The organism is Microcoleus sp. Pol8_D6, assembly GCF_036700965.1.
Taxonomy (GTDB): domain Bacteria; phylum Cyanobacteriota; class Cyanobacteriia; order Cyanobacteriales; family Microcoleaceae; genus Microcoleus.
Map to the genome: position 1 here is coordinate 33,341 of NZ_JAUBPW010000058.1, position 14,620 is coordinate 47,960.

The 14,620-nt window shown below is 45.3% G+C and carries 18 protein-coding genes; 6 read left to right on the forward strand and 12 right to left on the reverse strand.

What is annotated here, in order from left to right; genetic code table 11:
- The first annotated feature begins 130 nt into the window (after positions 1-130).
- Both QUA10_RS21235 and QUA10_RS21240 read left to right on the forward strand, forming a co-directional pair.
- Positions 131-421 carry a DUF1816 domain-containing protein gene (locus tag QUA10_RS21235; RefSeq protein ID WP_333084478.1) on the forward strand — a complete coding sequence of 97 codons (291 nt, stop codon included), beginning with the start codon at positions 131-133 and terminating at the stop codon, positions 419-421.
- 265 nt (positions 422-686) lie between these two features.
- Entirely contained in the window at positions 687-962 is a 276-nt protein-coding gene (locus QUA10_RS21240) for a DUF1816 domain-containing protein (RefSeq protein ID WP_333084481.1), read from the forward strand.
- Positions 963-1,124: 162 nt separating this feature from the next.
- Here QUA10_RS21240 and QUA10_RS21245 read toward each other — a convergent pair whose 3' ends face one another.
- On the reverse strand, positions 1,125-2,135 hold the full coding sequence (locus tag QUA10_RS21245; RefSeq protein ID WP_333084482.1) for a J domain-containing protein: 1,011 nt from the start codon (positions 2,133-2,135) through the stop codon (positions 1,125-1,127).
- Between the two features lie 891 nt (positions 2,136-3,026).
- Between QUA10_RS21245 and QUA10_RS21250 the strand changes: the two genes are divergently transcribed.
- Entirely contained in the window at positions 3,027-3,230 is a 204-nt protein-coding gene (locus QUA10_RS21250) for a hypothetical protein (protein WP_333084483.1), read from the forward strand.
- 226 nt (positions 3,231-3,456) lie between these two features.
- On the opposite strand, the gene QUA10_RS21255 is transcribed toward QUA10_RS21250, so the two are convergent.
- A complete protein-coding gene (locus QUA10_RS21255) occupies positions 3,457-4,746 on the reverse strand; it encodes a glucose-1-phosphate adenylyltransferase (RefSeq protein WP_333084485.1) in 1,290 nt (429 codons plus the stop codon).
- A 766-nt stretch (positions 4,747-5,512) separates the two neighbouring features.
- On the opposite strand from QUA10_RS21255, the gene QUA10_RS21260 reads away from it, so the two are divergent.
- Complete coding sequence (locus tag QUA10_RS21260; RefSeq protein ID WP_333084486.1) at positions 5,513-6,979, forward strand: glycoside hydrolase family 13 protein; 1,467 nt, start codon at positions 5,513-5,515, stop codon at positions 6,977-6,979.
- A 188-nt stretch (positions 6,980-7,167) separates the two neighbouring features.
- Here QUA10_RS21260 and QUA10_RS21265 read toward each other — a convergent pair whose 3' ends face one another.
- Both QUA10_RS21265 and QUA10_RS21270 read right to left on the reverse strand, forming a co-directional pair.
- Positions 7,168-7,581 (reverse strand): fasciclin domain-containing protein, encoded by a 414-nt coding sequence (locus QUA10_RS21265; RefSeq protein WP_333084487.1) that lies wholly within the window; start codon positions 7,579-7,581, stop codon positions 7,168-7,170.
- 166 nt (positions 7,582-7,747) lie between these two features.
- Positions 7,748-8,176, reverse strand: coding sequence for a DUF2358 domain-containing protein (locus tag QUA10_RS21270; RefSeq protein WP_333084502.1), 429 nt, complete (start codon positions 8,174-8,176; stop codon positions 7,748-7,750).
- Between the two features lie 58 nt (positions 8,177-8,234).
- On the opposite strand from QUA10_RS21270, the gene QUA10_RS21275 reads away from it, so the two are divergent.
- Positions 8,235-8,813 (forward strand): hypothetical protein, encoded by a 579-nt coding sequence (locus tag QUA10_RS21275; RefSeq protein WP_333084488.1) that lies wholly within the window; start codon positions 8,235-8,237, stop codon positions 8,811-8,813.
- A gap of 210 nt (positions 8,814-9,023) precedes the next feature.
- On the opposite strand, the gene QUA10_RS21280 is transcribed toward QUA10_RS21275, so the two are convergent.
- Together QUA10_RS21280 and QUA10_RS21285 are read right to left on the reverse strand one after the other, a co-directional pair.
- A complete protein-coding gene (locus tag QUA10_RS21280) occupies positions 9,024-9,419 on the reverse strand; it encodes a VOC family protein (RefSeq protein WP_333084490.1) in 396 nt (131 codons plus the stop codon).
- Positions 9,420-9,472: 53 nt separating this feature from the next.
- The gene (locus tag QUA10_RS21285) at positions 9,473-10,687 is read right to left on the reverse strand and encodes a histidinol-phosphate transaminase (RefSeq protein ID WP_333084491.1); all 1,215 of its coding nucleotides are present in this window, start codon (positions 10,685-10,687) and stop codon (positions 9,473-9,475) included.
- Between the two features lie 183 nt (positions 10,688-10,870).
- On the opposite strand from QUA10_RS21285, the gene QUA10_RS21290 reads away from it, so the two are divergent.
- Positions 10,871-11,155, forward strand: a complete 285-nt coding sequence (locus QUA10_RS21290; protein WP_333084493.1) for a WGxxGxxG family protein — start codon at positions 10,871-10,873, stop codon at positions 11,153-11,155.
- A 154-nt stretch (positions 11,156-11,309) separates the two neighbouring features.
- Here QUA10_RS21290 and QUA10_RS21295 read toward each other — a convergent pair whose 3' ends face one another.
- From QUA10_RS21295 to QUA10_RS21320, 6 genes are all read right to left on the reverse strand, one after another.
- Positions 11,310-12,017, reverse strand: coding sequence for an ROK family protein (locus QUA10_RS21295; RefSeq protein ID WP_333084494.1), 708 nt, complete (start codon positions 12,015-12,017; stop codon positions 11,310-11,312).
- A 32-nt stretch (positions 12,018-12,049) separates the two neighbouring features.
- A complete protein-coding gene (locus tag QUA10_RS21300; protein ID WP_333084495.1) occupies positions 12,050-12,739 on the reverse strand; it encodes a YqiA/YcfP family alpha/beta fold hydrolase in 690 nt (229 codons plus the stop codon).
- A gap of 101 nt (positions 12,740-12,840) precedes the next feature.
- Positions 12,841-13,389, reverse strand: a complete 549-nt coding sequence (locus QUA10_RS21305) for a Spy/CpxP family protein refolding chaperone (RefSeq protein WP_333084497.1) — start codon at positions 13,387-13,389, stop codon at positions 12,841-12,843.
- Positions 13,346-13,792, reverse strand: a complete 447-nt coding sequence (locus QUA10_RS21310; RefSeq protein WP_333084499.1) for a hypothetical protein — start codon at positions 13,790-13,792, stop codon at positions 13,346-13,348. The genes QUA10_RS21305 and QUA10_RS21310 overlap by 44 nt, the downstream gene beginning before the upstream one ends.
- Positions 13,789-14,379: a sigma-70 family RNA polymerase sigma factor gene (locus tag QUA10_RS21315; protein WP_333084500.1), complete on the reverse strand. Its 591-nt coding sequence runs from the start codon at positions 14,377-14,379 to the stop codon at positions 13,789-13,791. The genes QUA10_RS21310 and QUA10_RS21315 overlap by 4 nt, the downstream gene beginning before the upstream one ends.
- A gap of 38 nt (positions 14,380-14,417) precedes the next feature.
- On the reverse strand, positions 14,418-14,620 hold a 203-nt coding region (locus tag QUA10_RS21320; protein WP_333084501.1), incomplete at its 5' end, for a hypothetical protein.

A 14,620-nucleotide genomic window follows, 5' to 3' on the forward strand; every position in this document is an offset into this window, starting at 1 on the left:
AAGAAAAATCTAAGATCTAAAATCTCGCATCTAAAGTCGAGCGACGCAAAATCAGCACTGAGGTTGATTCGATTGGGCAAATTATTTTGATAGATTCAAATAATAAATTAAACCACTCTCAAGAATAAAGATGCTCGGATTTTATTTATTTTGTATCTACGTCGCAGTCTTGTCCGTGTTTGCCGGGCCGGGCCACCGCCGGTCTGAGAAATGGTGGGTAGAAATTGTCACCGATTTGCCCCACTGTACCTACTATTTTGGCCCCTTCGATACCGACAAAGAAGCTTCCAGCAATACTCCAGGCTACATCGAAGACTTGGAAAGCGAGGGAGCTAAAAGGGTTAGTATCCGCATCAAACGGTGTCAGCCTTCGCATCTGACCATTTGCGAAGAAGAAGTCTCAGAAACTGTAGCGATTTAAGGATGTTGAGTTTTGAGTTAACTCAAACCTCAACAATAATATAAACACACTCTTCTTCTAGTCCTTAGCTTGCGGACTTTGTATGTCTACCAGTGACTTACAGCCACCCAGCCTAAAATTCTTCTCCACCAAAATGCTGATTTTAGACAGCAGATACTCTCAAAAACTACCTGCGTCAAATCAGCACTGAGGACGATCCGATCGCTCCCCTTGCGTTGATAAATTGAGAAGAGTAAAAACTACTTAAGTATTCTCAGAGGTAAATATGTTTGAAATCTCTATGTTGGGTATGTTTTTCACGGCTTTTTGGCTACTAGCTCAACCTGCTAGCAGCACTCGACGCGACGAATGGTGGGTAGAAGTTGATACAGATTCGCCAAAGCGTACCTATTACTTTGGGCCCTATGACAGCAGAGAGGAAGCTTCTGACAGATCGACCAGCTACATCCGAGACCTGGAGAACAAAGGAGCTAAAAAAATTACCATCAACCTCAAACAAGGTAGCCAACCTACTCAGTTAAGAGCTAGCGAAGAGTCTTGAGAAGGTGGGAAAGTGCAAATTATGGGCGAAGAAAAGTTGACTTATTAACAGGGTTTTTTTCAAATGAGATCGCGCCTGCATACACTAGGGACACAACAATGCTGTGTCCCGATGAAATAGTGAAGAAAGAATCTTATTTCCGTCCGAGAAATGCACGCTTTTTCAAAGCACCATCTGATTGAGATTACTGCGAGGATTAAAAGTGCGATTTGCTTTGAGTTTTTCATAGCATTCGCGTTCTACACTGCTAATTTCTTTCGGTGGCACGATCGCAATTTTTACTAACAAATCAGTCCGCTCGTCTTTCTTCGGTTTCGGCCATCCTTTGCCCCGCAACCGCAAAGACTGACCCGAACGAATCCCGGCTGGAAATTTCACAGTGATCATACCTTCAGGCGCCGGCACTTCAATTGAAGATCCCAACACCGCTTCGTCGGGAGTTATTGGCACTTCGCAGACCAAATTCTCTCCCTCAAACTGGAAGAAAGCGTGAGGCAACACTTCTAATTTTAGGTACAAATCTCCCTGTTGCTTCGTGTACGGGTCAACTTGACCTTTACCTTTTACCCGAATTTTACTGCCGGTTTTCACTCCTGCTGGAATCGAAACTTCGCCCGTGGCGACTCGCTTAGAAGTGCCCCGAAATGCTTCCCCTAAAGTCAGGGAAACCACCACCTCGGTGTCGAGAGAGCTGACTGCGCTGCGGTTTTCGTACCCCGCGAAATCTTCAAAGCCGCCAAAACCTGTGGGCCCGCCGCTGGTGCTGCGGTAGTTGCTGTAATTCCACTTGGCGTTGCGAGCATTACCCGGACTACTACCTGCGCGACCTAGCAAGGCATTGATAAATTCGTCAAAACTGCCGTACTCGCTGAAGTCAACCCCGCCAAAGTCTACATTCGTACTGCCCCCGCCGGGCCATCCGCCTGGAGTTGTGGCAGCTTGCTTCCAGTATTGACCGTATTGATCGTATTTTTTGCGTTTTTCAGGGTCTGAGAGCACTTCATAAGCTTCGTTTACTTCTTTAAAACGAGCTTCTGCTTCTTTGTTGCCGGGGTTCATGTCCGGGTGATATTTGCGGGCTAGTTTGCGGAAAGTTTTTTTAATTTCGTCAGAACTGGCAGTTTTGTTGAGTCCCAAAATAGCGTAATAGTCTTTAAAATCTGTTGCAGCCATTAAGCAATCCCCTCTTTATTAGTTGTTATTTGTTAGTTGTTAGTTGTTAGAAAGAATAAATCCCAAATTACCCGCAGGATGGCGCATTAGTATAATGCCAGGAGCCGAAGTGCCTGCGGCATCTCATTCAAATTATAGGTTATCAAAGGTTTGGACTCGATCGAGTTCGGTTGTTGCTTGGCGTTCGATCGCAATTTCCGCACTCCCCTGCTGTTTAAGATTTTATAGCATTCGGCTCTCTCGTGCCCAAGGGAGCTGAAGCAGCAGCCTCTAGAAATGCTTTTGGCATTGGACAACACAAACAATAGCTTTCATTAATTAAGAACGTCCTTACCCTCCAGGGCGTTGCTATACCTGTGAGCTTTGAGACGGTGAAACTCCTGCAGCGAATACTTTTGGGGAGTTATGAGACTTAGGGCTTTCGGGAGGCTGCAGCCCGGTTGAGGTGAGGGGGGAAAGCTGCTGCTGTTGCGGGCGCGAGCCTAGGAGGGTTGACTGGCGCGGACGATCAATACTTTTTTTGGTCTTTTTTTCCGGGGCACGGTGCGATGGCTACGCCCCGGCTTACGCCTACGAACTTCTCGATATGAGCTTGATACCCCATATAAATCTTAGCAGGTTTCCATCAGCAAGTTCTGTCAAATCTGGTTTATGAATTGTGACTATATAATACCCTAAATTGCGCCGTTTTTACACAGAATTTCTAGATATTTTTTATTCACCCCATACCCCTGCTAGAGAATTTTATTTTTACAACCTCTGAATACATTTAAGTCAAAGTAATATAACATAATTTCTTCGCTGTCTGTTAGCTAAATCACACACTTGTATAAAACATTAAGATAGGATAGTAGAGCGATAAGCTTTTAACGCTACTAGGGTGCTAACATTATGAATTATTTGCTAAGTTGGCCTTGTGGCTGCTGCGACGATTGGAAAGATAGTTCCGAGAGTGCTGTGGTACTCAGAAACGGGCAGCGCATTTGTCAGTCGTGCTACCAGCGCAAGTACAAGAATCAGAAGCTATTCGCCAGACGCAGGCGAGCGGACATATCTGTATCGCGGCAGACAGTAACAGAGACTGTCGCTTATTAATAATGCGCGAGCCTTTGAATAAAGCCAAGTATTTCGACAAACTCGCATCAGCGGTAGGAATTAATAATCAACAAAAAAAAGAATGAATTTCGTTATCAGTCATCAGTCATCGGTCATTGGTGATCTGTCACTAATTTCATTATTTATCATCAGTCACTTGAAAAGCAGGTAACAGATTTTAACTTAAAAAACTAATGACTGACGACTAATGACTAATGACTAATAACTAAATGATAGTTCCATCAGGAATCGTGGCATTTTTCAGAACTACGATAATGCCACTGCGGATGTAAAAACCTTGGTTTTCGCGGTTGGCTTCTTCCACTCGGTCTTTATTAATTATTTGAACATTGCGGCCGATGCGAGCATTTTTATCCACAATCGCGCGGCGAATTGTAGTATCTGCACCGATACCAAGGGCGACGCCGCCGTTGTCCAAACTCGAATGCCGTTCGGCGTCGGGTTCGTAGAAGTCAGCACCCAGGACCAGGGTGTCTTGAATCGTACATCCAGCTTCAATGCGCGATCGAACTCCCAACACAGAATGGTCGATCCGGCACTCTTTGAGAATGCAGCCTTCAGCAATAATCGATTCAGTCACGTGAGTATTTAAAAGCTTAGTCGGCGGCAAGAAACGCGGGCGAGTGTAAATTGGCGCCTTTTCATCGTAGAAACTGAAAGGCGGCTGAGGCTGTTTTGTCAGAGCCAAGTTAGCATCGTAAAAAGCCTCAATGGTTCCGATATCTTCCCAATAATCGTCAAACAAATAAGCTTGAACGTTGTGGTCTTTTGCAGAATTGGGAATTATCTCTTTACCAAAATCAGTTTGGTTTGGAGATTCTTTCAGGAGTTTAATCAGAACTTCTCTTTTGAAGACGTAAATCCCCATCGAAGCAATGTAAGGACTTTCCTGAGCCTGCTGCGCTGTCAATCCCAGTGTAGTAGTATCCACCTGCATTTGTTTGAGCGCATCGCCTTTTGGCTTTTCGCTGAAAGAAACAATGCGGCCGGTGTCGTCGATTTTCATCAAACCAAAATCCGACGCCCGCTTCTCGTCCATTGGCAAAACCGAGAGGGTGATATCCGCGTTGGTTTCGCGGTGTCTCTGCACAAACTTCTGGTAGTCCATGCGATAGAGGTGATCGCCCGAAAGAATCAAGTATTCATCAACGTCCCACTGTTCTAGCAGCGAGAGATATTGGCGAACCGCGTCGGCTGTCCCTTGAAACCAGTTGGGGTTTTCCTGAGTTTGCTGGGCGGCGAGCACCTCAACAAATCCCTCGGTGAAGCCGGAAAACTGGTAGGTGCGAGAGATGTGACGGTTGAGGGATGCCGAGTTGAATTGGGTGAGGACGTAGATTTTGACTATTTCCGAGTTTATGCAGTTGCTGACAGGAATATCGATGAGGCGATATTTGCCTGCGAGGGGAACTGCGGGTTTGGCTCGCAGTTTGGTTAGGGGGTAAAGGCGGGTGCCTACACCGCCACCGAGGATGATGGCTAAAACTTTTTTCAAGGAACTTTCTCCCTAGGGTCGATTAACTCTCCAAGTACAGTGTCGGATGGTGAGGGCTTCTTGACAAGGGGGGGGAGCAAGGAAGTTTTGAGTTTTGAGTTAGGAGTTGAGTCGTTTACACAGAAACCAGGTTGTTTAATCCAAATACTTCTTCAAACTCTCAATAAGAGTTAAAAAACCCGGTTTATCAGAGTTAGAGTACGTCCTGGATTGGAGTTAGGAGTTTTGAGTTGTGAGTTAAAATACCCATCTATCCAGAATGGATATTTAAAAAAGTTTTGAGTTGTGACTTAAAATACCCTTCAATAAATAAAGGCAGTTTAAGGAAAGAATAAGGTTCGGGGTTTGGGCTGTTAATAATAAGTCTTTTGGGTAAATTCCCCGTTTTCACAATTTATCAATCGAGGCTCATGGCGCTGTTGTTCTTTTTCAAGGCAGGTCGATCGCGCCACCACGGGCGCTGACGCTCTGTATGGGCCCTTCTTAGCGCTCTGGTTCTGCTTGAGTTTGAGCCGGTTTTTTTTGCGGGCGTTTCTGTTATTTGAGTTTCTCCGACTCCACAGCATTCAGGAAGCGCCCCCCGTCGGGACGATAAATTTCTTCTAGGTAGAGTCAGTTTTCTATCTTAGATTGACCGCAAATTTGTGTAATATTTTACAATTTGTCGATCGACCAAAGGGGATAAAATGTCTATTCTCTACCAAAAGCTAGATCCGCAACAAACATCTGCTACTGTAGCCTAACCCCTAAAAGCTAAAAAAAGTGTATGCAAATTCAAACGCCAGACTGGGTTAAACACGCGGTATTCTACCAAATATTCCCCGATCGCTTCGCCAAAAGCAAACAGCCTCGCAAACGCCTGCTGCAAAACTTCATGTGGGAAGAATGGCACGAAATCCCCACCCTGCAAGGCTACAAAGGCGGCGACTTGTGGGGCGTGATGGAACAGCTAGACTACTTGCAAGACTTAGGCATTAACGCAATTTATTTCACCCCCATATTTCAGTCGGCCAGCAATCACCGCTACCACACCCACGACTACTATCAAGTCGATCCGATGTTGGGTGGCAATCCGGCTTTTAAAGAGCTTCTAGACGCCGCTCACGATCGCAACATCAAAGTTGTCCTCGACGGCGTATTTAACCATGCCAGCCGTGGCTTTTTCTTCTTTCATGATATCCTCGAAAACGGCCCCCATTCTCCTTGGGTAGATTGGTTTAAAATTGAAGGCTGGCCGCTATCGGCCTACGACGGCAATTTTCCTGCTAATTATGCTGGTTGGGACGGGAATCGAGCCCTTCCTGTATTCAATCACGACAATCCAGAAGTGCGAGAATACATCATGGAAATCGCCGAATATTGGATTAAATTCGGCGTCGATGGCTGGCGGCTGGACGTTCCTTTTGAAATTAAAAACCCGGGATTTTGGCAGGAATTTCGAGACCGAGTTAAAGCAGTTAATCCCGAAGCTTACATTGTCGGCGAAGTTTGGGAAGATGCGAGAGAATGGCTCGACGGCACTCAATTTGACGGCGTGATGAATTATCTTTTTGCTGCACCGACTATTGCTTTTGCAGCCGGGGACAGGGTAGATTTAACTCAAATTGAAGGCCGTGCTTATCATCCCTATCCGCCGCTTTTTGCTAAAGAGTACGGCGACAAAATTCAGCACGTTTTGGAACTGTACCCGTGGCCGATACAGCTAACTCAACTTAATTTGTTGGCTAGTCACGATACTGCGAGGTTGTTAACAATTGCAGGAGGCGATAAAGCTAGCGTCGAACTCGCTACTTTGCTACTGTTAACTTTTCCTGGAGCTCCCAGCATTTACTACGGCGATGAAGTTGGTTTGCCCGGTGCTCTAGATCCCGATTCTCGCCGCGGTTTCCCCTTACAAGGTCACTGGGAACTTGATGTTTTAGATTACCACAAGCAGTTGATAGCTTTGCGGCACAAATACGCTGCCCTCCGCACTGGTTCGTACCAAATTCTGTTTGCTGAGGGAACGGTTTACGTTTTTGCCAGAATTTTGGGGGATGAGGAAATAGTTGTTGCTGTCAATGTCGCGACAGAAGCAGCTAATATTAGCTTTGAGCCAGCTAAGTTGAAATCTCCTCACGATAAATTGCTGTTTGGGAAAGGCGAGTTTGTTTGGAAAGGTGACGGGGAAACTCGCATTTTAGAATTGATGCTGCCGGCGCGCTCAGGATTGATTTTAGGTTCGGATAATTAGTTCAGCAATTACGCAAGTGTCACGCTCCAATCGACTTGTAGGGTGCGTTAGACCGAGTTATGAACCGATGATCGATGGTTTTGGTTCTGAGGTACCTTACTAATTGTGACACTTGCGTAATTTCTCTAGTTTAAAATGTAAGGTGCGCCATAATCACCCTACTAAATTTAGAGATGTCGCAAGTTTGATTATGCTGCAACCATTGCTGGTAGTAGCACGGAATCAATGATATGGATGACGCCATTGTCAGCAAGAATATTGGAAGTGAGAACTTTAGCATCATTCACTTTAAGGCCGTCAGAACTATCCATTCCTACCACCGAACCTTCAACTGTTTCTGCCGAACTTAACTCAAGCAAATTCTCAGTTAGTACCTCGCCAAACAGAATGTGATAAGTCAGAATTTTCTTGAGCTTGGGTATGTCTTCCAACCAAGACGTAATAGTGTTCGTAGGAATTTTGGCAAATGCCTCGTCAGTGGGTGCTAAGAGGGTGTAGGGGCCCGGACTTTGCAATAAATCTAACAAACCAGCCACTTCAATAACAGTTACGAGTGTTTTGAAAGAACCGGCATTGGTGACAGTCTCGACAATATCAGGCATGATGTTTTTCAGGAGTGCAAATAGTAGAAAATAAATCTGTGGCGACGATAATTTTAGCAATTTACAAATAGCAGAAAATGAATCGGAGGGATGATGATTATTTGAGCCATTATAAGTTAAATGCGGTTGCTGGCTCTGATGGCTGGGCGCGATCGACCTTTTGGGCTTATACTTGGGTCGCCTCCTCCCCCTTGCGGAAAAACTGCTTTAAAATCTCTCCGGGTTCTCTGTCCCAGGTGTCGATATGTTCGTAAATTAAGCCGTCTTTATCCAATTTATAAGTAGAGTAGCCGTTAAAAAAAATCCGAGCTTTCCAGGGAACCCGCAGTGTCCCGCGAACAGTCCAATTTGCCACAATAGTATTATCATGGGCTGTCTGACCTACGTCGTGCAGGTCGAAGTAAATCTCGTTAAAGAATAGCTGGCCGTGAAATCGCAGAGTCCAAAAGATAATGCGATAGTTGATTTTTCCTTTAAATTTGTTAACAGGGTCTTGAAAATAAACATCTTTTGTGTAGATGTGGTAGGAGATGTCTTTCTCAAACAGCGTCGGGAGCTCCGCTTTGAGGGTGTCTACTGCTTGTTCTACCTGCATTTGATATTCGATCGCGCTCAAACTACCACCTTGTGACAGTATTAATTTATAACTTTAAATGAATAATCTCGATCGGCAGCGGGATGAGAAAAAAATCGATACTTCATCCAGCTCTAATCTTACCTCTAATTATATTGTCCGCGCCGGCCTTTCTGCTGGCCCGGACTTGCGACATCGAAACCTTGGCACAGATTTGACAGAACACCCCCACTCCTCTGATATTCTCGCAGAAATCAACAGCGGCAAGCTGTTGATGATAGATAGCCGTCGCCGGAACGGTCTAATTTTGATTAAACGTTTCCACGCGGAGTTTGCCGGGCCTGGGGCTGCCGTTGGCGGCGCTTTTGAGGTTGACTCTCAGCAGGTAATTCCCGTGGGCGATTTTTGTTTGGTTTGCCCTCAATCTCCCGAAGAAATACAGAAAGCTTTTGGAATTCGGCGGCAGTGGGTGCGGTTAATGGAACAGTTAACGGCAAAGCCGACAGCTTTGGAACGCGCACAAATGGTTTTAACTCAGTTTGAACAATATTTGGATTCGGAAACGGTGGCACAAATTCCCGATGAAGCTTTGGCACTTTTAGTAGGCGTATTTCCCCAGACTATTCGGGCGGCACGGCAAGGAAATGATCAGTTATAAATTGGTGTAGATACCTTATCCCTCTTTTGTCAGTGTCGGCAGAAAATAATCTGGGATGGTTATATCATAAGACTTTTACCAAAAACCTTGATTTCAGCCATTCTGTTAGAAAATAAATGCTCAAATCCTTGAGCTATCTACAGTTGAAAATTTGGTTCTCATTTTTAATTTCCCAGAGTGACAAAAGAGAGTTATGCTGCGATCGCGCTGCTACAAGCTCCACTCGGCATTCTGCAAAACGACTCGATAGCCATCTGGGTCTTCAAAGGTAACTCCATCTTTGTCCCAGTAGGGATTGTAGGAGTTTACAGGCTCAAATCCACTTGCTTTCATTCGCTCAACAGCCTGCTGCCATTCTTGTTGGTTAGGAAGGTAAAAGACGATAAGATTGTCTTGAGTTGGAGCGCCACCTACAATATGTCCCCGTTGATGGATGAATTCAAAGTGGTGGCTTTCTCCTGGCATTCCAACCATTACTCCGTCAAAACCTTCATGGTTTTCAAAACGATCGAGGATTTGCAGCCCTAAACCCTCTGTGTAAAAATGAACAACTCGATCGAGGCAATCCGTTGGACGAGCAACCCGTAAAACCTTTCCTTGAAGCATATACATCTTCTCCAAAGTTATTTTTGTGTTAAGCAGAAACTGGATACCGAATATTATGAGTTGTCAAAAATTTCTCCTATTCGATCGACTGTTCGCTGATTTTCCTCGGGACTGCCCACCGTAATTCGCAAACCTCCTCCAGTGTGCCGAATTAAAGTACCTCGATCTTTTAGCTGCTGCATGATTTGTTTGTGTTCCTGTTCAGCAGATTCGCCATCGCCAGCTTTCACCCGCAGGTAAACGAAGTTAGCCGCACTCGGCCAAACTTGCAATTTTTGATGCTGAGTTAGCGCTGCAATTAATTTGGCTCTTTCTGATAGAGTTTGGGGAATGGTTGCTAGCAATAACTGCCGCTGCGCTACGGCTAACTCGGCTGCTGTTTGCGAGAAACTGGGAAGGTTGTAGGGGAGACGGATTTTTTCTAAGGTGGCTATGAGTTCGGGATGGGCGATCGCATATCCGACTCTCATTGAGGCCAGTCGAAATGCTTTGGAAAATGTGCGTAAAATAATCCAATTCGGATGCTGGTGCAATTGGTCTGCTAAAGTATTTTGGCTGAATTCAAAATAGGCTTCGTCAATTACTACTAATATCTCTTCGGGTAAAGTTGACAACCATTCTATTTCATCGGTTGTCAAAGCATTGGCTGTAGGGGAATTGGGATGAACGACAAAGACGGCGCGCACGGGGGGATTTTGATTTTGGTCGTTAGCGCAGCCCGCCCCTACGGGGGCTACGCCAACGGAGAGGATCGCCCTTTTAGCCGCCTCGATATCGATTTCAAAATTCTCCTCTTTCCGCTGAACACTCACAACGGGAATGCCGAGGGTTTGGGCCATTATTCCATACATCGAAAATGTAGGATTCGCTACCAAAATAGAGCCTTGACCGCTTAAACAAGTAGCTATTAAGAGGGATCTAATTAGTTCGTCGGAACCGTTACCCACAGAAATATTATCGGCTGTAATGGCGGTTTTTGGCAGTGTAACCCCCTCTAGCGGGGGGATTGTGATTGATTCATTGACGTATTGGGCGAGATCCTCTTTGAGCGCTGCGTGGCCTCCGTCGGGATACCGATTGGTCTCAATTAACTGCTGGTAAGTCCAAGCTAGCTTTTTTTTTAATTCCTCGGGCAAGTCGTAGGGGCATTCGTTGGTATCGAGGCGATCGATCGCACTTTCGGAGTGCGCTGGTTCTCCTGATGTGCCGCCCGGATGGGGAGTGTATGCGGTAAGTTCGGCTAAATCTTTTCGGATAAAGGGAAGCATGGTATAGTTTACGACTTTTTATTTTAGATAATCTGCTTAGAAGCATCTGAACTTAGCATAGAGCTTGTTCTATCTCGAAAGCAAGAGGAGATGCGGCATTTAGTTTCTGTCGATCGATTGATGCGTCGGCTGTGGCCAATTGATTATTCTTAGAAAGTAACTGCTAATATGTGGAAACCAAGTATGAAAGTCAAGCCTTCCGATATATCTAAAAATGCCGCCGCTACCCTCATAGCTTTGAGTTTGGCTGTTCTCCCTTCAGCTATGCCTGCCTCAGCTCAAACGGAGTCAGCTCCTGCCCAGAACAATACTGATTCTAATGGAGTTGTTCTAGACAGAACTCCCTTTCAAGAAAGCAAGGAAGACAACAATCATTGGGGTGCTTTGGGTTTGTTGGGCATCCTCGGTTTGGCGAATCTGTTTCGCAAGGACGAACCCAAACGCTACCGCGATCCGATGGGCGAATAATTGTTTAAACGGCGGTCGCACAAGCCAAAAAACAAATCAACCGTCGTGGATTCCGAAACCGGGTTTTTTACCGAAAGACTGGATTATTGCCTTTAATCCGAGCAAAAAATCCGGTTTCTTTGATATTGATGGGAATTTTGGCCACAAAGTTTATTCAATCCCGCCACAAAGCAATGCCACCCAATAAACCGCTCACATTTGGTACTATTTTAACCTGCGGCGGTAACTCAAAAACAATCTTTTTAGTATTGCCGCCGCCGATGTAAATGCGATCGCAGTTAAAGAGATATTGCAGATAGGTGAGCGCTTTTTCCAGACGGCGATTCCATCTTTTGGAACCGACTGTATCTAATGCCGATCGCCCTAATTGCTGTTCGTAAGTTTCCCCTTTGCGAAACGGGTGATGTCCTAACTCTAGATTTGGCACCAAGATCCCATCGACAAATAAGGCAGAACCAAAACCGGTGCCAACGGTAATTACTAATTCTACCCCCGTCCCAGCAATTGCTCCCAATCCTTGAATATCTGCATCGTTAGCCACTCGCACAGGTTTTCCCAAGCGATCTTTGAGAGTAGTTTGTAAGTCAAAATCTATCCAAGACGGATCTAAATTCACTGCGGTTTTTATGACGCCTAGACGCACGACTCCAGGAAAACCGACGGATACTCGGTCAAATTCTCCTTGTCCGCTGGCTAAAGAGGCGATCGCCTCTAGTACGGGTTCGGGTTTCGGTGGTTGAGGCGTTTCTAAACGGCTGCGTTCCGTTTGGGGATCGCCTTCATTGTCCAAAACCATAACTTTGATGCCGCTTCCGCCAATATCCACGGCTAAGGTGCGAGTCGATCGATCTTGTTCAGTCATTTGATTGTTGAGACTTGCAAGTTGGTAAAATTTTAATTTTTGAATTGGCAAAACTTTTGAATCGCTTCCCAAATTTCCGCTAGGACATTTCCCAAAGAATGATCGTCTTCTAATTCGATTAATTGCACCCAGGGACGGTTAGCGGCAAAATTTCTGCTAGCTTGAATCGGTATTATTGTATCATGTTTGCCGTGAAGAATTAACGTAGGGACTGAGCGAATTAATTTTTCTTCAGGGTATTGAGCCATATCTGCCACAAACTGATAATTCAGTGGCAGATAACGCTGTTCGCCGTAGTGGTAAACGGGCAAATATTTCTCAGACTGCCACTTTTCTAACTGTTGCTGTCCCAACAGTGGCAGCCAGTGGGAGATAAAGTCAAAAGCTGGCGCTAACAAAACTATTTGCTTTACTGACAATTGTCGCTGGGTTAACCAAGCCGCGGTCAGTCCCCCAAAACTCGACCCAATTATTGTAACTCCCCCTAATTGTTTTACCTTGTCGGCCGATGGGGAGGATGGGGTTTGCAGAAATTCTGTTTCTATTTGCTGCAACTGGCGGGTGAGGGTGAGACAGGAAAAATTGTTTTGATTGAGATCGGGAGTTTTTAGGTCAATTCCTAGGGACGAAAAGCGATCACGGAAATATTTTGCCTTAAGGGAATCGGGACTTGATGCAAATCCGTGTAAATAAATGTAACTCGAATGGTTTTTTAAATTCATTCAGTAATTGATATTTAACAACAAATATTAAGTATAACACCCAGAACCCCGACTTCTTAAAGAAGTCGGGGTTCTAATAAGCCGTGAACAAAATGGAACTATTACTGCGGTTTTTGACCGTTTTGCATCCGATTTTTAGCATTTTGTCGGCGCTGCTGCATCATTTGAGCTAATTGGCTGCGCTGTTCGGCTGTGAGCACTTCTCGCATTGCGAGTGTACTTTCAAATTGCACCTCTTCCAACTGCTGCCTCAATCCGATTATTTGACGGTGTTTTTCGCGCATTTCGCTGGCATTTGCCGTCCCGGACATCATCGTTTCCAATTCTTGTCTCGCTTGGCGGATTGCTTGCATCCGCTGGGAAACTTGGTCTTTGTAGCGATCGCGAACTGCTTGCATTTGCTGCTTTTGGTCAGCGCTTAAATTCAGTTTCTCGAACATCCCACCTTCCTTGCCAGCAGGTCGATTTGGTCGCTGATTTTGTGCAAATGTTTCCGGTTCGAGGGGATGAGGAACTGCTATTGCTGCAGCTGTACTACCGAGAGTCAGCATTAAAACTGCTAGGGCAGAAATACGATGAATTGACATGAAAATTACCTCTTTGATATTACTTACTTGTTGGCGGTTGGCTGTCAGCACTAGGGCTGACATTCAACCAGTCTGTTTGCGAGCGATCGGTCATACTTTCTTGGGTAGAATCATGGAGAACACCCTCCCAGTTAGTAACTAAAAATGCTTCTAACTTAGCTGTTTCCTCATCTGGCAATTGTGCAGTATTAAACGGACGGTAGCCAGACCAAAAAACTAGCAGGCTAGCAGCAAGCGCAGATGACAAAGCCCACTTAGAAACAGAGAATATTTTTAACCTGTTATCAGACTTGGCTGACGCAATTAATCGCGTTTTTTTGCGGTGATTTTCATGGAAAATACTCGCCTGATTACTTTCGATTGCTGCTAGGAGTTTTCGCTCTAAATCTGGTGCAGCTTCAGGAAAATTTGGGCGATGTTGCTTCAAGAAATTAACTAACTCTTGGTCGCTGCTTGGATTATTCATAGCTCGCTGACACCTTCTTTTTGCAAAAATTGCCGCACAGCATTTCGGGCATAAAACACGCGAGATTTGACGGTTCCCGCCGGCAGTCCCAAAATTTGAGCTACTTCTTTTTGCGGGATGTCTTCTAAGTCGTGCAGCACCAAAACGCTGCGGTGTTCAAAGCTCAATTTCTCCAATCCTCGCTGCACTAAATCTTGATAGTGCAACTGCATCAAGTCAGAGGTACGATCTGTGACAACAATCCGATCCATTTGTTCTTGATTTTTGAGTTTGGAATCAAAAGAATGCTGCTTAGCAACTGCTTGTCTTTGGTCAGAAGCCACATTCCAAGTGATTCGATAAAGCCAAGTAGAAAAGTTGTCTTGGTGCTTGAGTTTTGGCAATCCTTTCCACACTCGCAGGAATACTTCTTGCGTTAAGTCGTCAAGTAGCGAGGGCCCGCAGAGTTGGTAAAGGGTTGACCTGACTTTGTGTTGGTAGCGTTGGTAAAGGTGGCGAAAGCAGGTGCGATCGCCCTTTAAACATTCAGCAACTAAGTCCGAGTCGGAACAGTTATCGATGAAAACATTGGCTGACACAGCTAACACCTGTGAAGTCTCCCCCACCAGTTCGTTATCTGAAGTGTTTAGACAGGACGATCGCGAAAAAGGTTCAAATAATTTAAAATATTATTTTGAGCATGAATCCGCTTGGGGTAAAAAACTGCACCAATGTCAGCAACAGGCAAGATGCCTGTTCCACAAAAATTAAATAGGGCTTGCTGAATATATCGATGGCACTTGACGTAGCCTGGGTTATGCGCTCGCGAGAGCGAGGGTAAAGTGCAAA